The sequence below is a fragment of the Arthrobacter sp. Leaf337 genome (assembly GCF_001423745.1).
GTDB lineage: Bacteria > Actinomycetota > Actinomycetes > Actinomycetales > Micrococcaceae > Arthrobacter.
On the sequence record NZ_LMPC01000003.1, the window covers coordinates 1 to 14,412 of the forward strand.

General features: G+C 65.1%; 16 protein-coding genes. 10 read left to right on the forward strand and 6 right to left on the reverse strand.

The window, feature by feature from the left end:
• The first annotated feature begins 156 nt into the window (after positions 1–156).
• Positions 157–684, forward strand: coding sequence for a hypothetical protein (locus ASF98_RS04185; RefSeq protein WP_055797907.1), 528 nt, complete (start codon positions 157–159; stop codon positions 682–684).
• Between the two features lie 377 nt (positions 685–1,061).
• Positions 1,062–1,496: a hypothetical protein gene (locus ASF98_RS04190; RefSeq protein WP_055797910.1), complete on the forward strand. Its 435-nt coding sequence runs from the start codon at positions 1,062–1,064 to the stop codon at positions 1,494–1,496.
• 12 nt (positions 1,497–1,508) lie between these two features.
• Here the strand turns inward: ASF98_RS04190 and ASF98_RS04195 are convergent, their stop codons facing one another.
• Positions 1,509–2,312, reverse strand: coding sequence for an alpha/beta fold hydrolase (locus ASF98_RS04195; RefSeq protein ID WP_235505603.1), 804 nt, complete (start codon positions 2,310–2,312; stop codon positions 1,509–1,511).
• 139 nt (positions 2,313–2,451) lie between these two features.
• On the opposite strand from ASF98_RS04195, the gene ASF98_RS04200 reads away from it, so the two are divergent.
• Positions 2,452–2,844: a VOC family protein gene (locus ASF98_RS04200; RefSeq protein ID WP_055797913.1), complete on the forward strand. Its 393-nt coding sequence runs from the start codon at positions 2,452–2,454 to the stop codon at positions 2,842–2,844.
• A 75-nt stretch (positions 2,845–2,919) separates the two neighbouring features.
• Here the strand turns inward: ASF98_RS04200 and ASF98_RS04205 are convergent, their stop codons facing one another.
• From ASF98_RS04205 to ASF98_RS04215, 3 genes are all read right to left on the reverse strand, one after another.
• A complete protein-coding gene (locus ASF98_RS04205; protein ID WP_055797916.1) occupies positions 2,920–3,621 on the reverse strand; it encodes a GOLPH3/VPS74 family protein in 702 nt (233 codons plus the stop codon).
• A gap of 268 nt (positions 3,622–3,889) precedes the next feature.
• Positions 3,890–4,189 (reverse strand): DUF3846 domain-containing protein, encoded by a 300-nt coding sequence (locus tag ASF98_RS04210; RefSeq protein ID WP_235505604.1) that lies wholly within the window; start codon positions 4,187–4,189, stop codon positions 3,890–3,892.
• Between the two features lie 337 nt (positions 4,190–4,526).
• On the reverse strand, positions 4,527–5,303 hold the full coding sequence (locus tag ASF98_RS04215; protein ID WP_055797919.1) for an alpha/beta fold hydrolase: 777 nt from the start codon (positions 5,301–5,303) through the stop codon (positions 4,527–4,529).
• Between the two features lie 80 nt (positions 5,304–5,383).
• Between ASF98_RS04215 and ASF98_RS04220 the strand changes: the two genes are divergently transcribed.
• The gene (locus ASF98_RS04220; protein WP_055797923.1) at positions 5,384–5,872 is read left to right on the forward strand and encodes a GNAT family N-acetyltransferase; all 489 of its coding nucleotides are present in this window, start codon (positions 5,384–5,386) and stop codon (positions 5,870–5,872) included.
• A gap of 48 nt (positions 5,873–5,920) precedes the next feature.
• Here the strand turns inward: ASF98_RS04220 and ASF98_RS04225 are convergent, their stop codons facing one another.
• Positions 5,921–6,844, reverse strand: a complete 924-nt coding sequence (locus tag ASF98_RS04225; RefSeq protein WP_055797926.1) for an NAD(P)-dependent oxidoreductase — start codon at positions 6,842–6,844, stop codon at positions 5,921–5,923.
• A gap of 153 nt (positions 6,845–6,997) precedes the next feature.
• On the reverse strand, positions 6,998–8,026 hold the full coding sequence (locus ASF98_RS04230; protein WP_055797929.1) for a substrate-binding domain-containing protein: 1,029 nt from the start codon (positions 8,024–8,026) through the stop codon (positions 6,998–7,000).
• Between the two features lie 277 nt (positions 8,027–8,303).
• On the opposite strand from ASF98_RS04230, the gene ASF98_RS04235 reads away from it, so the two are divergent.
• The 6 genes from ASF98_RS04235 to ASF98_RS04260 all read left to right on the forward strand — a co-directional run bounded on the left by ASF98_RS04235 (position 8,304) and on the right by ASF98_RS04260 (position 14,382).
• Positions 8,304–9,656: an NAD(P)H-dependent oxidoreductase gene (locus ASF98_RS04235; RefSeq protein WP_055797932.1), complete on the forward strand. Its 1,353-nt coding sequence runs from the start codon at positions 8,304–8,306 to the stop codon at positions 9,654–9,656.
• Complete coding sequence (locus tag ASF98_RS04240; RefSeq protein WP_055797935.1) at positions 9,653–10,918, forward strand: ABC transporter substrate-binding protein; 1,266 nt, start codon at positions 9,653–9,655, stop codon at positions 10,916–10,918. Before ASF98_RS04235 ends, ASF98_RS04240 begins: the two co-directional genes overlap by 4 nt.
• Before the next feature lie 26 nt (positions 10,919–10,944).
• Positions 10,945–11,892, forward strand: coding sequence for a carbohydrate ABC transporter permease (locus tag ASF98_RS04245; RefSeq protein WP_200939300.1), 948 nt, complete (start codon positions 10,945–10,947; stop codon positions 11,890–11,892).
• Positions 11,893–11,896: 4 nt separating this feature from the next.
• Complete coding sequence (locus tag ASF98_RS04250; protein WP_082506701.1) at positions 11,897–12,790, forward strand: carbohydrate ABC transporter permease; 894 nt, start codon at positions 11,897–11,899, stop codon at positions 12,788–12,790.
• 2 nt (positions 12,791–12,792) lie between these two features.
• Positions 12,793–13,989: an ABC transporter ATP-binding protein gene (locus ASF98_RS04255; protein ID WP_055797940.1), complete on the forward strand. Its 1,197-nt coding sequence runs from the start codon at positions 12,793–12,795 to the stop codon at positions 13,987–13,989.
• An 81-nt stretch (positions 13,990–14,070) separates the two neighbouring features.
• On the forward strand, positions 14,071–14,382 hold the full coding sequence (locus ASF98_RS04260; RefSeq protein ID WP_028269769.1) for a putative quinol monooxygenase: 312 nt from the start codon (positions 14,071–14,073) through the stop codon (positions 14,380–14,382).
• Positions 14,383–14,412 lie beyond the last annotated feature (30 nt).

Sequence of the window (14,412 nt, forward strand, 5' to 3'; positions counted from 1 at the left end):
CCTTGTGGTTCGGACTCTAGACAAGCCCCACTCCACTCGGAGGTCTTCTTTTTGTCACCTAACCACGCCGCATGTTCCTAACGTCCGTGGTCAATACATCTAGCGTTTTACGTACGCCGGCCCGCCTGGCGGCAATTCCGACCTGAGGAGTGCCTTTTGGCCGTTCTGCACCCCGTTGATTCACCCGCGGCCGACGGCGGCTTCTACCGTTACCGGGGGCGGCGGAAGGCTGACAGGGCTGCTGTCCAAGTGGAACGGCTCCGCCAGCTCCTCCGCGAGGACCGGCAGCGGATTTCGTTCAACGCCAGCAGCATGCGGGCCCTCACGGCCCGGCTGAACCAGCACGTCGCCCAGGCGCTGTGTGACGGGTTGAAGGTCACCGGCATCGCCAAGGCGGCAGGGCTGACCCGCTGGACGGTGCGAACCATCGGCCTGTCTTTTGATGACCTGGCGCCGTCAGGGTTGCCGGCCGCCCAGCAGCTGGCGGCGATTGGCGCGTTGAAGTCCGAGCTGGCCACGCTCGAGGCCTCGAAGGCGGACCTGGAGGGGCGCCGGCTGAAGCTCCTGGCCGCGGCCCGCCGGCTGGGCGTCATGGACGACTACGAGCTCGCAGCGCTCAGCGGGCTCCAGTGCGAAGCGATCCGGAAGATGACCTGGGGACTCCAGCGGGTGCGGGCCACCTGAACCACTGGTATGACTCCCGGGAGCCATGCGCCCAACACGGCCAGCGCACTAATCCAGGTTGTTCTCCGCCGTTTCCGGCCCGCACCGTTTTAATACTGTCAGCTCCCACCTCGTCATCGCCAACGAAATGCCCTGAGGCGGCTTTAAAGGCTCCGGCGACGGCGGGACCTCCCGCCGTCGTCCGTTTGCGTTAACCGTTGTCACGCAGGCAGGTAGTGGGTAGTCTACGGCCAACCGGACTTTCGGCCGCATCAGGCGGCGCCCGGAACGGCGCTGCCGTCAGGGGCTTCGCCCCGTACCTAGAAGACGCCCCATCACCGCACTGGCTGACAATGCGGAACGCAGGACGCCACGCCTCCATTCAAGGGAGAAACCTGATGTTAGGCACCAGAAGCTGCCTCGCCGCCGCTCTTGCCGCCGCCCTCGTGGCGATAGCCACCCCCGCGCACGCAGCCCCCGCCACGCTCGTAAGCGCGGGGCCGGGAGTCCTCGTCGCCGACGGCGCGGCGGTGGATGTTCCCGTCACTTTCGTGTGCGACACCGACCCTGCCCTGGTCATGGCAATACCCGTGGTCCAGATCACCCAAAGAGTCAGCGACGGTCGCATCGCCGGCGGCGGCGGGAACGATCAGCTCAGCTGCACCAAGCAGACCCAGACAGTCACCATACGGGTAGTTCCAACCATGATGGCGTTCAATGAGGGTGCCGCCGCAGCTTCGGTCTACCTGCAAACCTGCAGCGCCCAATTCCAGTGCTCCGCGGTCATCATCCACACCCAAATAACACTCGCCAATCCAGCCGACGCCGAGTAAGGACTGAGTAGTTCAGTCCAGAGCCGGGCCCTGCCCGCCAAGGAACCGCAGCAGCAACGGGACGGTGGCGTGCATCGTCCGCAGGTCCCCGTCGCTGGCGGCCTGCTCGCCAAGGTAGTCGCCGTGGCCGCCCGGGACGATCAGCAAGCGAGCGCCCGGGATCACGCCAGCCATCCGCGCTGCGTAGTCGGCGGCGACAATGTCCCGGTCGCCGCTTACCACCAGCGTGGCTGCCGTGATGGTGCCCAGTTCTTCGTCCGACCATCCGGGGAAGTCCAGGATGCGCCGGCGGTCCAGCTCGAAGAGACGCTCCAAGTGGCCGGGTGCAGGGTTGAGGAGGCGGTCGGCGTCCTTGTACGTGTCAGGCATGTCGTCCAGCGTGGCTTTCGCCATGCCGTCCCAAAACTCGGCCGGCACGGCATCGCGGCCCACGAAGGTAGAGGCAACGATCAGGCGCCGGACAGCGGCGGGACGCCGTAGTGCCAGGGCGACGGCGGTGTGCCCGCCGGCGCTGAATCCCAGCACGTCAGCGGTTTCAACAGTGAGCTGTTCCAGAACCGCGAGGATGTCGCCGGCGGAGTTCTCGGCAGTGAGCGGGCGGGCGGTGGGCTGCGTGCGGCCGTGGCCCTCCTCCTCGACGGCAATCACCTGGCGGTGTTCGGCCAGCAGCGGGATGAGTTCGCCGAAGTTGGTGCCGATAGTGGAGCCGCCGCCCGGGATGAGGAGCAGCGGCGGCTGGCCCGGCACCGCCTCCCCGTGGACCTCGTAGTACATGCGAAGACCGTCGTTGTCCGCGTAGCCGTAGGTGAAAGTCACACGGCATCCTAACGCCGGAGGCTTCCGTGGAAAAGGGGGTCAGACCCGGTCCAAAACCATCACACTAGTTAGATAGAAGTATCCAGTTCCTGCTGTGCCCCATCAAGGATTCCCGCACGAGTTAGGGAAGGAGCTAGAAATGCCCGACGACAACACGGACATGGTCAGCGTCCGGTACATGGTTGACGACGTCGAGGCGGCGGTCGACTTCTACACAAAGCACCTCGGATTCACCCTCAGGATGAGCGCCGCACCGGCGTTCGCCGACGTCGCCCGCGGCCAGCTAAGGCTACTGCTGAGCGGGCCGACCAGCTCGGCGGGCCGGCCTATGCCGGACGGCGCCGTGCCGGCACCTGGCGGATGGAACCGAATCCACCTGATCGTGGGCGACATCGCCGCCGAAGTGGACCGGCTTCGCGCCGCGGGCCTCACGTTCCGAAACGACATCGTCAAAGGCCCGGGCGGACAGCAAATCCTGCTGGAAGATCCTGCCGGCAACGTGGTGGAGTTGTTCCAACCCGCCGACGAATAGGGCCCAACAGTTTCCCGAACTGGACACCCTGCCGTGAGACCGGCCCGGTCAGCCCTCAGGTAGGTGACCGGAAGGTCACCCCGGGTGTCTTGCACGTACAGGATCAGCCAACATTGCGGCTTCATCCTCTGCCAGCCTGATCATGCGCAGTTCGTCCGTCACCGCACGGGCGGGCCAGTAATCCTTCGCCAGTTCCCGTGCCCGTGTCCGGTCCGCTGCCGGGAACAGCTTGACGAGCAGCCCGGCCGCCTCAAGCAGGGCGATGAGTGCTGTGGTCCTGGCATCGGACGGCCCGCCCTTGAGCGCCGCCTGGACCTTCGTCAGGAGTGAGGCCTCCGGCGCATGGTCCTTCTCCGGATACCGCGTGGACTTAAAAAGCCCAAGGTGTTTCTCGCCCACATGTTCCACGATGCCTCGTGACGTCAGGCCCTCGTAGACCCGCTGCACTTCGGCACGGCCCTCCAGCATGGAGACCCAGCGTTTGGGAGTGTGGGGCCGTGATTTGTGACGGATGAGCTCCCACTGGTGCTGGAAGCCCGTTTGCGGGGCCTGATCGGTTGCCCTGACGTGCTTGCCCTGCAACCCGATAGCACCGAGCTGGTCCAACTCCGCCAGTATGGCCCCGGCCAAGGCGGTCCGGAGTACGTAGGCCGGCACTTCGGCTTCGCCGTCCTGGTCGTTCGTGGCCAGAAGGAGGAAAGCCTGAGGGATGGTCAGCTCCTCGGCCTTGGGTTCCTCGACCGCCGGTTCTTCGGTATTCGGCTCTTCAGCATCCATACGATCATGGTGGCGCAGTTGGGCAGCCACCACAACGGTTTTCGCAAGGCCCGGACGACGGCCGAACGTCCCGCATTCCAGTTGGTGAATGCCACTCGCCAGTGGCACAACTGGCACTCGATGTTTCCCGCCACAATTCCACGATCACAAATTACCGCATCAAAAGAGCAATGCGATCTCCTATTTTTCCTCGTGACGAATTGATTCAGCTCAAGCCAGATTTACTTAGCCGCCAGCGGTGAGTCGAAAAGCTGTTCAGCCAGCCGAATCAAATGGCGCGGAACGTCCGATTCCTGAACATACCTTCCAGGCCAAGGAATACGGCCGCACCATGAACACAGTCCTCGATATCGACGCCTGCTTCCCGGATGAGCACTTCAGCCCTGACATTCGGGGGCATGCGGTTTCCCTCGTCGTTCAGGTAAACGTGCCAGTCTGCGCCCGTGATGGATCCGACGTTTCCCGCAAGCACTTTCTGCAGTGCGGACATGTCCGTGTTCACCGCTTCGATGCGCACCGGCTGGGTGAGGCGGGCCGGGACCACCAAGGCGTTGTAGGTAGTGTTCATGGACTGGTCCCTTGTGTCTGAAACGGGGCTCAGGGCCCCGGCAGCGGCGAGCAGTGCGGACGGCCGACGGGACTAGGGGTTCCGCATTCGACCGCCCGAAGGGTGTTAGCGCTGGTTCTTTCGCGGCTTTATGAACTGGATTTCACTAGTTTCATTTTTCGCTTTTTTATCAGCGCGCTTTTCGAGAATAGATTTTCCCGCCTTTTTGGCGCCAGCGCTTCTGGGCGATTTTCCTGACATTGGAATCACACCTTTCATGGGTTAGTGCTTACCCAGTACCATACACACTTATATTTTTTATGCCATCTTCCAAAAAAGAAGCTTTTTTACTGCGCTTTCACAGTGCTGCTCTTGCCGTGATGAATTGCCGGATCCACTGGATGGTTTCGGGGCGGTCCAGGTGAAGGCCGTGGCCGGCGCCGGGCACCCTGACCAGCGTGGAGCGGCGGATGTGCCCGTGCATCCGGACGGCGTTCTCCAGGGGCGTCAACGGATCTTCGGCGCCGTGGAGGATGAGGGTTGGTGACTGGACGGACGCCAGCCGGCTCCAGGCATCGTGTTCCCGGCTGGCGCGGAAGTGGCGGGACTTCGCCCAGGCGGACGCCCGCGAATTGAAGAAGACGCGTACGGCGTCGGGGTGGGCGGCCGCCCATACGGGGTCGAAGAACAACGGCGCCAGCCGGTCGGCATCGCCGCTGACCAGCGCCTCCATGGCATCCCGGGACGGCTCCGCCCCGGCCAGCTTCCCGCCGCTCGTCGCGGCCAGTACCAGTGCGCGGACACGTTGCGGATGATCAATGGCGAGCCACTGGGCGATCCTGCCACCCATCGAATGGCCGTACACATGGGCGCTCTCGGCACCGGCAGCAGTCAGGACGGCGGCCGCATCGGCTGCCAGGGACCTCGTCGTGTACCGGTCGGCCGCGCCGTCGCTGCTCCTGCCGATTCCCCGGTGGTCAAAGCGGATGACGCGGAAATGTTCGGCCAGCGCCTCCGCGGTTGGCCCCCAGCCGTCCATGGCCGTCGCCTGCCCGGCGATCAGCAGCAGCGGCTCCCCGCGGCCCTGCTCGGTCCACGCCAGGGCGGCGCCATCCGGGGCCAAGGCAATGTTCACCGTGACACTGTATCTTTCCGGACGGGCAGGGCGCTGTGGCGATTTTCATAGTTGCTCAGGCCGCCGGTAAATTTGGGGCGATGATTCACATTGACCAGGATGACCCTGCACGAGGGGATGTCAGCCGACTCCTGAACGAGCACCTGGCGGACATGTTCGCCACCTCGCCGGCCGAAAGTGTGCACGCGCTGGACCCTTCCGCACTGTCCGCCCCGTCGATCACGTTCTGGACGGCCCGCGAGGACGGCGAGCTCCTGGGGTGCGGCGCGCTCAAAGTCCTCGATTCCCCGCATGGCGCAGCGACGCACGCCTCGAAGAAGCACGGCGAAATCAAGTCCATGCGCACCACAGCAGGCGCGCGGGGGCGAGGGGTCGCCACCCTGATGCTCAGGCACATCCTTGACGCCGCCCGGACCAGGGACTTCGAGCGCATCTATCTTGAGACAGGAACCGAGGACTATTTCGCGCCCGCACGGCGCTTGTATGTCCGCAACGGCTTCACCGAGTGTCCTCCCTTTGGCGGCTACACCCTGGATCCCAACAGCGTTTTCATGGAACTCCGCCTTTAAACAAGGTCCGCCCGCACCTGAGTCCGGAATCCTGCCCGAAACCGGCGGCTACAGCTGTGCAGCAGATCCGGCGGACACCTGCGACCGGCGCTCGAGGGTGCGGTGGATGCCCGTGTGGTCGAGAGCGCCGTCACCCTGGGCCACCATCTCGCCGAACATCCCCGTCACCGTACTGATCAGGGGTAGTTCGAGGCCTTCCGAAGATGCCGCGTCCCGAATGAAGCCGAGGTCCTTGAGCTGGTTCCGGGCACTGCCGCCACCCTCGAAATCGTTGCTGATCCACCGGTAGCCCTTCTGCCGGAGCACAGCGGAATCGGCCAGCCCGCCCTGCAGCAGCTCGAGCATCACTGACAGGTCAAGGCCTCCCTTGCCGGCGAGGAGCATCGCCTCGGAGACTGCGGTCACGGTGGCGGCGACGACGATTTGGTTGCAGGCCTTGGCGAGCGCCCCTGATCCGCTGGGTCCCATGTACCGGACGGTGGTGCCCATGGCCGCGAAGACGGACTCCACGGATCGGGCCGCTTCCCGGTCGCCGCCCACCATGATGCTGAGGGTTCCGTCCTCCGCGCCGACGGTGCCGCCACTGACCGGCGCATCAAGGACCGTGACCCCGTGGTCACGAAGCAAACGTTCCGCAAAGGCCGCGACGGCGATCGGCGAAACGGTGCCATGAACTACGAGGACGGGCCGGTCAATGCCCTTGGCCGCCCAGCCTGCCAGCAATCCGTCCGGTCCCGGCAGCAGCGATTCGACCTGCTCCAGGTCGGGCAAGACGGTGAGAACGACGTCGGCCGCGGCGTCCGCGGGCGACGTTGCGCCGCGCGCACCCAGCCCAACCAGGGGTTCCGCTTTCGCGGACGTCCGGTTCCAGACGGTGAGGTCGCCGTCGAGCTCGAGAAGCCGGCGGGCCATGGGACCGCCCATGGGGCCGAGGCCCAACAGAGCGAGCGAGGTGCGCGGGGTTTCCGCCATTTTAGGATCCTTAGAGTTGGGGTCGGCGGCCGGCGGCGCGGCTGTGCGCGTGGGCCTCGGGAAGGCAGCTGAACGTATGAATGGAACCAAAGTGGAACCGGTACACTTTTTGTACCATGCGGGTCGATCGGTGTAAATCGCCGTCGGGGAAAACTAAGTGCGCACCCTCGGCCGCCCCACACTGGACCGTTCGATGAGTTCGGCGTCGACGCGGACCACAGTCGGCTTCCCGGAACTCTTCCCACTCGCCCGGGAGAGGGCCAGCTGCACGGAGTGCCTGGCCAGCAGGTCGATGGGCTGCCGGACAATCGTCAGCGGCGGGGTCATCAGCTCGGTCCACGGCGAATCCTCGAACACGATGACCGAGAGCTCGTCGGGAATCGAGACCCCGGCATGCGCCAGGCGCCGGAGTACTGCCGTCACCTGGGCGGTATTGGCCACCACCAGCGCGGTGGGCGGATCGTCCAGGTTGAGCAACGCCGTCATGGCATCCCCGCCGGCGGCACCCCGGAAGGCCGCGGAACGGACGAGCAGGTCATCCTGTTCCAACCCGGCGGCTTCGAGGGCTTCGCGATAGCCCGCGATCCGGTCCCGGCCGGTGGTTGATGTCGCCGGGCCCGAGATGATTGCAATGCGGCGGTGCCCGTGGGCAGCCAGCAGGGCCGTGGCGGACCGTGCCGACTCGATGTTGTTGATGGTCACGACGTCCACCTCCGGCAGCGCCGGGATGGAGCGGTCAACGAAGACCACGTCGGTTCCCATGTCCTGGAGCTTCTTCCAGATTTCCAGATTGTTCCCCGTGGGAGTGGCGATGATCCCGCTCACCCGTCGCTCAATGAGTGTGGAGAGACGCTCCGATTCCAGCTGGTCGTCCTCCTGTGTGGTCATAAGCAGCACCTGGATCCCGCGGGAGTGAGCCTCCTGGACAACCTGGTCCGCCAGCCGGGCAAAGAAGGGATTGGAGACGTCGGCAAGGAGCAGTCCCAGCGTGGTGGGGGGCCCGTGCTTCAGTTCCCTGGCAGCTGTGCGGGGGTGGTAGCCAAGGGTTTCCATCACCTCGTTGACGCGGCCCCTGGTCGTCTCCGCCACGGGGCCGGAGCCCGGATTGAGGACGCGGGAGACGACGGCGACGGACACCCCCGCAGCCGCGGCAACATCGCGGATGGTCGGCTGCTTCTGCACGTGTACTCCTCCATCGGCTACTGCGGCTCCCCGGTACCTCCGGCAGGAACTTTTTCAGACTAGGGTATTGACCTCGTCGAGCAGGTATGAAATAAAAGTGGAACCGGTTCCATTATGTTTACTTCGGAGCCGATTGTCTACCGCAGCACCGCCCGGGATTGAGGCAGCACACCCCAGCCACCCGCCTGAGCGTCACTTCACCGCAACGCTGCGGCGGACCCGATGCTTTCCGCCGGCCATCCACACGGGATGGAGCCGCACCCATTGAAAGGTAGTTATGAACCTGCACAAACTTCTGACCGAACGCGAGGCCAACGGCGCCCCGATCCGCGTTGGGCTGATCGGCGCCGGACGTTTCGGCACCATGTACCTGGCACAGGCCCGCAACATCCCCGGCATCCACGTGGTGGCCATCGCCGACATCAACGCCGAACGCGCCAAGGGCGCCCTGAAGCTGGTGGACTGGCCCGAGGAAGCCTTCGTTGAAGACATCGAGACGGCCATCGCCACGAGGGCCACCACTGTGGTGACCGATGCGTCTGTCCTGTTCGACGCGGACCTGGACGTCATCGTTGAGGCCACCGGCAACCCGATTGTCGGCATCAACCACGCACTCCGCGCCATCGAAACGGGCAAGCACATCATCATGGTCACGGTCGAGGCGGACGCTCTGGCGGGTCCGGCCCTGGCCAAGCGGGCCAAGGAGGCCGGCGTCGTCTATTCACTGGCTTACGGCGACCAGCCCGCACTGATCTGGGAGCTCGTGGACTGGGCCCGGACGTCCGGCTTCGACGTCGTCTGCGCCGGCAAGGGCGCCAAGTACCTCTCGCACTACCACCAGATGAACCCGGACAACGTCTGGGAAAACTGGGAATTCTCGAAGGAACTGACGGACTCGGGCCAGCTCAACCCCTACATGCACACCTCCTTCCGTGACGGCACCAAAGCCGCCATCGAAATGGCTGCCGTAGCCAATGCCGCGGGCCTGCGCCCGTCCGATGAAGGGCTGACGTTCACCCCCGGCGACGTCGAACAGATCGCCACGATCTGCCGTCCCGCGGCCGACGGCGGCGTCCTCAGCAACGCCGGCAGCGTCGACGTGATGTCCAGCGTGACGCGTGAAGGCGACTGGATCCCCCACAACACCCAGGAAGGCGTCTTCGTCGTGGTGAAGGCCACCAACAAGTACGTCTCCGGCTGCTTCCAGGAATACCCCTGGCACCCGGACCCCACCGGCCAGTACGCCGCCCTCTACCGCCCCTACCACTACGTCGGCCTGGAGCTCAACGTCTCCATCGCCAACGCAGTGCTTCGCGGTGTGGCCACCGGCGCTCCGGAAGGCTTCCACGCCGACGTCGTCGCCTGTGCCAAGAAGGACCTGCACGCCGGGGAAATCCTCGACGGCGAGGGCGGCTTCACGGTCTGGGGCAAGCTGATTTCGGCCGAAAAGTCGGTCCGGGACCGCGCCCTTCCGGTCGCCATGGCCCACCACGTCAAGCTCGTCAACGACGTTCCCGAGGGCGGCATCGTCGGCTGGGATGACGTCGAGATCGATACCTCCCTGGAAGAGGCGCTGAAGCTGCGGCGCGAGACGGAGGCCCTCGCACTCGAAGTGGTGCCGGCGACATGATCGACCGCCGCACTTTCCTGGGAGCCGCCGCGGCGAGCATGCTGCTCGCCGGCTGCGGGGCCACCCCGGGAATCGACCCCAACCGTGCCGCATCGGCCGGTGGCACCTTGAAGTTCGGCAGCTGGCAGTGGCTCGAGCCGGGCCGCGGCGAGGCCATGTGGAAGGCCATCCAGGCCTACCAGAAGGTGAATCCGTCCGCGGTCCTGGCCCAGAGCACCACGCCGTTCCTTTCCTTCGCCGACAAGCTCAACACCGAGCTCGGCGGCAAGGGCGGGCCCGACGTCTTCGTCGTGCAGGACGTCAACTTCTATCCGCTGGCCGACGCCGGCATCCTGGCCCCGCTGACCTCGGTCATCTCCTCGCACAAGGGCACGCCGTTCAACCACACCAATGAATCCGGTCTGGTCAACGGCGTGCAGTACGGGATCACATGGGAACGGCTGAACTGGAACTTCTTCTGGAACCGCAAGATCCTGGACAAGGCCGGCGTGACGCCGCCGACGAACGTCGCTGAACTGATTTCGGCAGCGGGCCAGATCCGTTCGGCAACAGGCTTGGACGGCTTCGGTGTCCGGCACCAGATGACGGAATTCGACTCCTGGTTCATGGACTTCGACGTGTGGACCTACGGGCACGGCGGATCCTGGTCGGACGGCTCACGGCCCACCATCGACTCCGCGGAGAACATCGCCGGCGTTGAGGCGTTCGGCGAGATCTACCGCTCGGGTGCCATGCCCATCGGAGACGACGCGTCAACGATGCGCACCAAGTTCCGCGAAGGCCGCCTCGGCATGATGATCGATGTCTCCTCCACGGTGGCCGGCATCCTGCGGTCCTCCAAGGCCCTGACGTCGGCCGACATCGGCTTTGCCGACCGGATTCCGCTGCCCAAGCCCTCGGCCCACCAGGAGATCGTTCTGGCAGTCAACGGGTACGGCAAAAACAAAAACCTCGCCGTCGACTTCGTCGGCTGGGTCGGTTCCGATGAAGGACAGGCGGCGCTCCGGGCGGCAATGGGCCCGTCAACACTGGCCACCGATGTGCCGCTGGCTCCCGACTACGCCGCGGCCAACCCGTGGGCCAAGGCATTCATCGACCTCGCCTCCGAGTCTCGCAGCCCCCTCATCCGGGGCTATGAGGCACAGACCAAGGCCATCATGCGCGAAGTGATGACGCAGGTGGAACGCTACCTCGTGGACGGCGGCGACGCTGCAAAGGCACTCGCCACCGCACAGACACAAGTAACTCAGCTGCTTGGCTGAGAAGACCTAGGCAAAGGATCCGGGCAATGTCGCTCCGAACTTCGATCTCCCCGCCCGCCGTGGCGCAGCCTCCCATCCAGGATGCCCCTTCCCGGCATCACATGTGGCAGAGGATCTCCCCGTACATCTACATCGGCCCCGCCGTCGTGTACCTGATCATCTTCATGATCATCCCGGTGGTGCAGGGCATCCAGCTCAGCTTCACCAAAACTCCGCTCGTCAGGCCCGACGGCGGAACCGGCGTCGGGCTGGAGAACTACTCCCGGCTGCTCAGCAGCCCGCAGTTCTACAATTCGCTGGGCGCCACCATCCTGTACACGGCCGCGACCGTGATCTTCGCCGTCGCCATCGGCGCCGGATCGGCACTGCTCCTGAACCAGGCTTTCAAGGGCCGCACGATTGTCCGGGCCATCATCACGTTCCCCTGGGCCGTCCCCACGGTGGCCACCGCCCTGATCTTCAGCTGGATCTTCAACCGGTCCGACGGCGTTCTGAACGAAGTGGTCGGAGTGCTCGGCGTCGGCCAGCAGGGCTGGCTGGTCGATCCGAAATTCGGGATGGCCGCCGTCGTCCTGACTTCGGTCTGGAAGGTCATGCCCCTGGTCATGCTCGTGGTTCTTGCCTCGCTGCAGTCCATCCCCAGCGAACTCTACGAGGCCACCCGCATGGACGGCGCCGGGGCACTGGAGACGTTCAAGGCCGTCACCTGGCCGCACATCGCCCCCACCGTCAGGGTGGTCACGCTACTCATGACGATCTGGTCCATCCGCCGTTTCGAGATCATCTATCTCCTGACCGGCGGCGGCCCGGTGGACACCACCAACACCCTCGTCGTCAACGTCTACCGCCAGGCCTTCAGCAACCAGGAACTGGGCCGCGCGGCAGCCATCGGCGCCCTCGGCCTGGTGCTGTCCCTGCTGGTCACGGTTGTCTACTTCATGATGGAACGGCGCAACGCCGCCAAGGAGGCCTAGAACAATGACCACCAAAGAAGCACCACCACTCCCCGAGGCTGCGCCGCACAAGCGCCGGCTGAAGGCGCCGGGCAACCGCAATTTCAGCAAGCCCGCCCGGTACGCCATGCTGGCCGCGCTGGTCCTCTTCTCGGGCTTCCCGCTCTACTGGATGCTGAATACGGCGCTCAGCCAGGACTCGGAACTGTACGGCCAGGCCCAGGGCTGGTGGCCGCACTGGGAACGGCTCGCTGACTTCGGGGACCTCATCGGCAGCGTCCCCATCTTCAAGTGGCTCACCAACTCCGTGGTCATCGCGGGCGGGACCACACTGCTGTCCCTCATCTTCGCGGTGCTGGCCGGCTACGCACTGTCCCGGTTCAAGTTCTACGGCAAGGGCGCTGCGGGGTTCCTGCTGTTCGCCACCCAGATGCTGCCCGAGGCACTGCTCGTGGTCCCCATCTACGCACTCTTCGCGTCGCTGGGCCTCCTCAACGGCATGGGCGGCCTGATCCTCGCCAACGTGGCATTCACGATGCCCGTCAGCGTCTGGATCATCAAGGGAGCCATTGACGCGATTCCCTATGAAATCGAGGAAGCCGCGGCAGTCGACGGGTGCCCTCGGGTCACCATCCTGTCGCTGGTTCTCACCCCGCTGATTCTTCCCAGCATCGCCGCTGCCGCCGTCATCAACTTCTTCGACGGGTGGAACGAATTCCTCCTGGCCAAGACGTTCATCGCCGAACGGGACCTGTGGCCGGCGTCCGTGGGCCTCGCTTCGTTCATCGGACAGTACCTGACCTCGCTGAACTCCGTCATGGCCGCAGCCCTGCTGTTCACCCTCCCGGCATTGATCTTCTTCCTCCTTGTCCAGCGTCGTATCGTCTCGGGCCTCACGGCCGGCTCAGTCAAAGGTTGATCATGGCAAAGCTCTCACTACGCAACATCAGCAAGCGCTTCGGGGACACCCAGGTCATCCACGACTTCAGCGCCGACGTCGACAACGGGGAGTTCCTCGTCCTGCTCGGCGCGTCGGGGTCCGGAAAATCGACGCTGCTCCGCATCATTGCCGGGCTCACCGACGCCAGCGCGGGCGACGTCATCTTCGACAACCTCCGCGTAAACCGGCAAAGCCCGCGCGAACGCGATATCGCCTTCGTGTTCCAGTCCTACGCGCTCTATCCGCACCTCACGGTCCGCGAAAACATAGCCTTCCCGCTGGCCCTGGACAGGTTCAAGGGCTGGCACCACATCCCGGGCGTCAGCACCGTCGCGCGCCGCGTCTTCGGCTCGTCCAAGGACATCGCCAAGCAGGTGGCCAGTGTCTCGTCGATGCTGGAACTGGACGAGTACGCGAACCGCAAGCCCGGAGGCCTCTCCGGCGGCCAGCGCCAGCGCGTGGCCCTGGCACGGGCACTGATCCGCAACCCGTCGATGTTCCTGCTGGACGAACCGCTCTCCAACCTCGACGCCAAGCTCCGCGCGGAACTCCGCGGCGAAATCGTCCGGCTGCACCGGCTGACCGGGAAGACCTTCGTCTACGTCACGCACGACCAGGTGGAGGCCATGACCATGGCCACCCAGATCGTCATCCTCCACAACGGCATCGTGCAGCAGCACGCCACCCCGCAGGAGATCTACGCACGCCCCGCCAACACATACGTTGCCCGGTTCATCGGCAGCCCGCCCATGAACCTCATGACGGCGGCCGTGACCGGCGGGCAGCCGGCACTCGGCGGGCTGCGGCTCCCTGCGCCCGAAGCACTCCGGCTCGGGACCGGCACTGTGACCTTGGGCCTGCGCCCGGAACACCTGACGGTCTCCGCCGACCTCGACGGTCCGGGCCTGGCGGGAACGGTCCGGCGAATCGAGGACCTGGGTGCGGACACCCTGATCGGCGTACAGCCGGACCCGGCGCTGGGGCTGAACATGTGGGAGCTCAACCAGGACGACCTCCTCTGGATCCGCCAGACGGGCCAGACCCGCCTGATGGCCGGAGATCCCTGCACGGTAATGCCCGAGGCCAGAATGGCCAGCTACTTCGACAGCGATACCGGACAGAACCTGGCATCGGCCGGCAAGGATTCCGACGCCGGAATGCTGCCGGCGCGTGGCTAACCGGCGGCACCTCCCAGCCAGCCCTAGGCTGGCAGTTCAGACCATGCTTGTTCTCATTTCACACACAAGGAAAAGTCACCGATGACCATCATTGTCACCGCAGAATTCACTCCCGTTGAGGGCGCCTACGACCAGGTGGTCGCCGCCCTCGCCCCCGCCATTGCCGAGGTGCACGAAGAACCCGGCTGCCTGCTCTACGCCATCCACGAATCCCCCACCGGCCAGATCATGATGATCGAAAAATGGGAAACCGTGGAACTGCTCGACGCCCACGGCGCCGGCGACGCCGTCAAGCGGCTCAATGCTTCACTCGAGGGGCTCCTGGCGAAGCCTGTGGACGTCACTCGGCTGGTGCCGATCCCCGCCGGAACTGCACAGCAGGGCGCGCTCTAAGTAGTACCGGACAGCTGGCAGCGGACGACG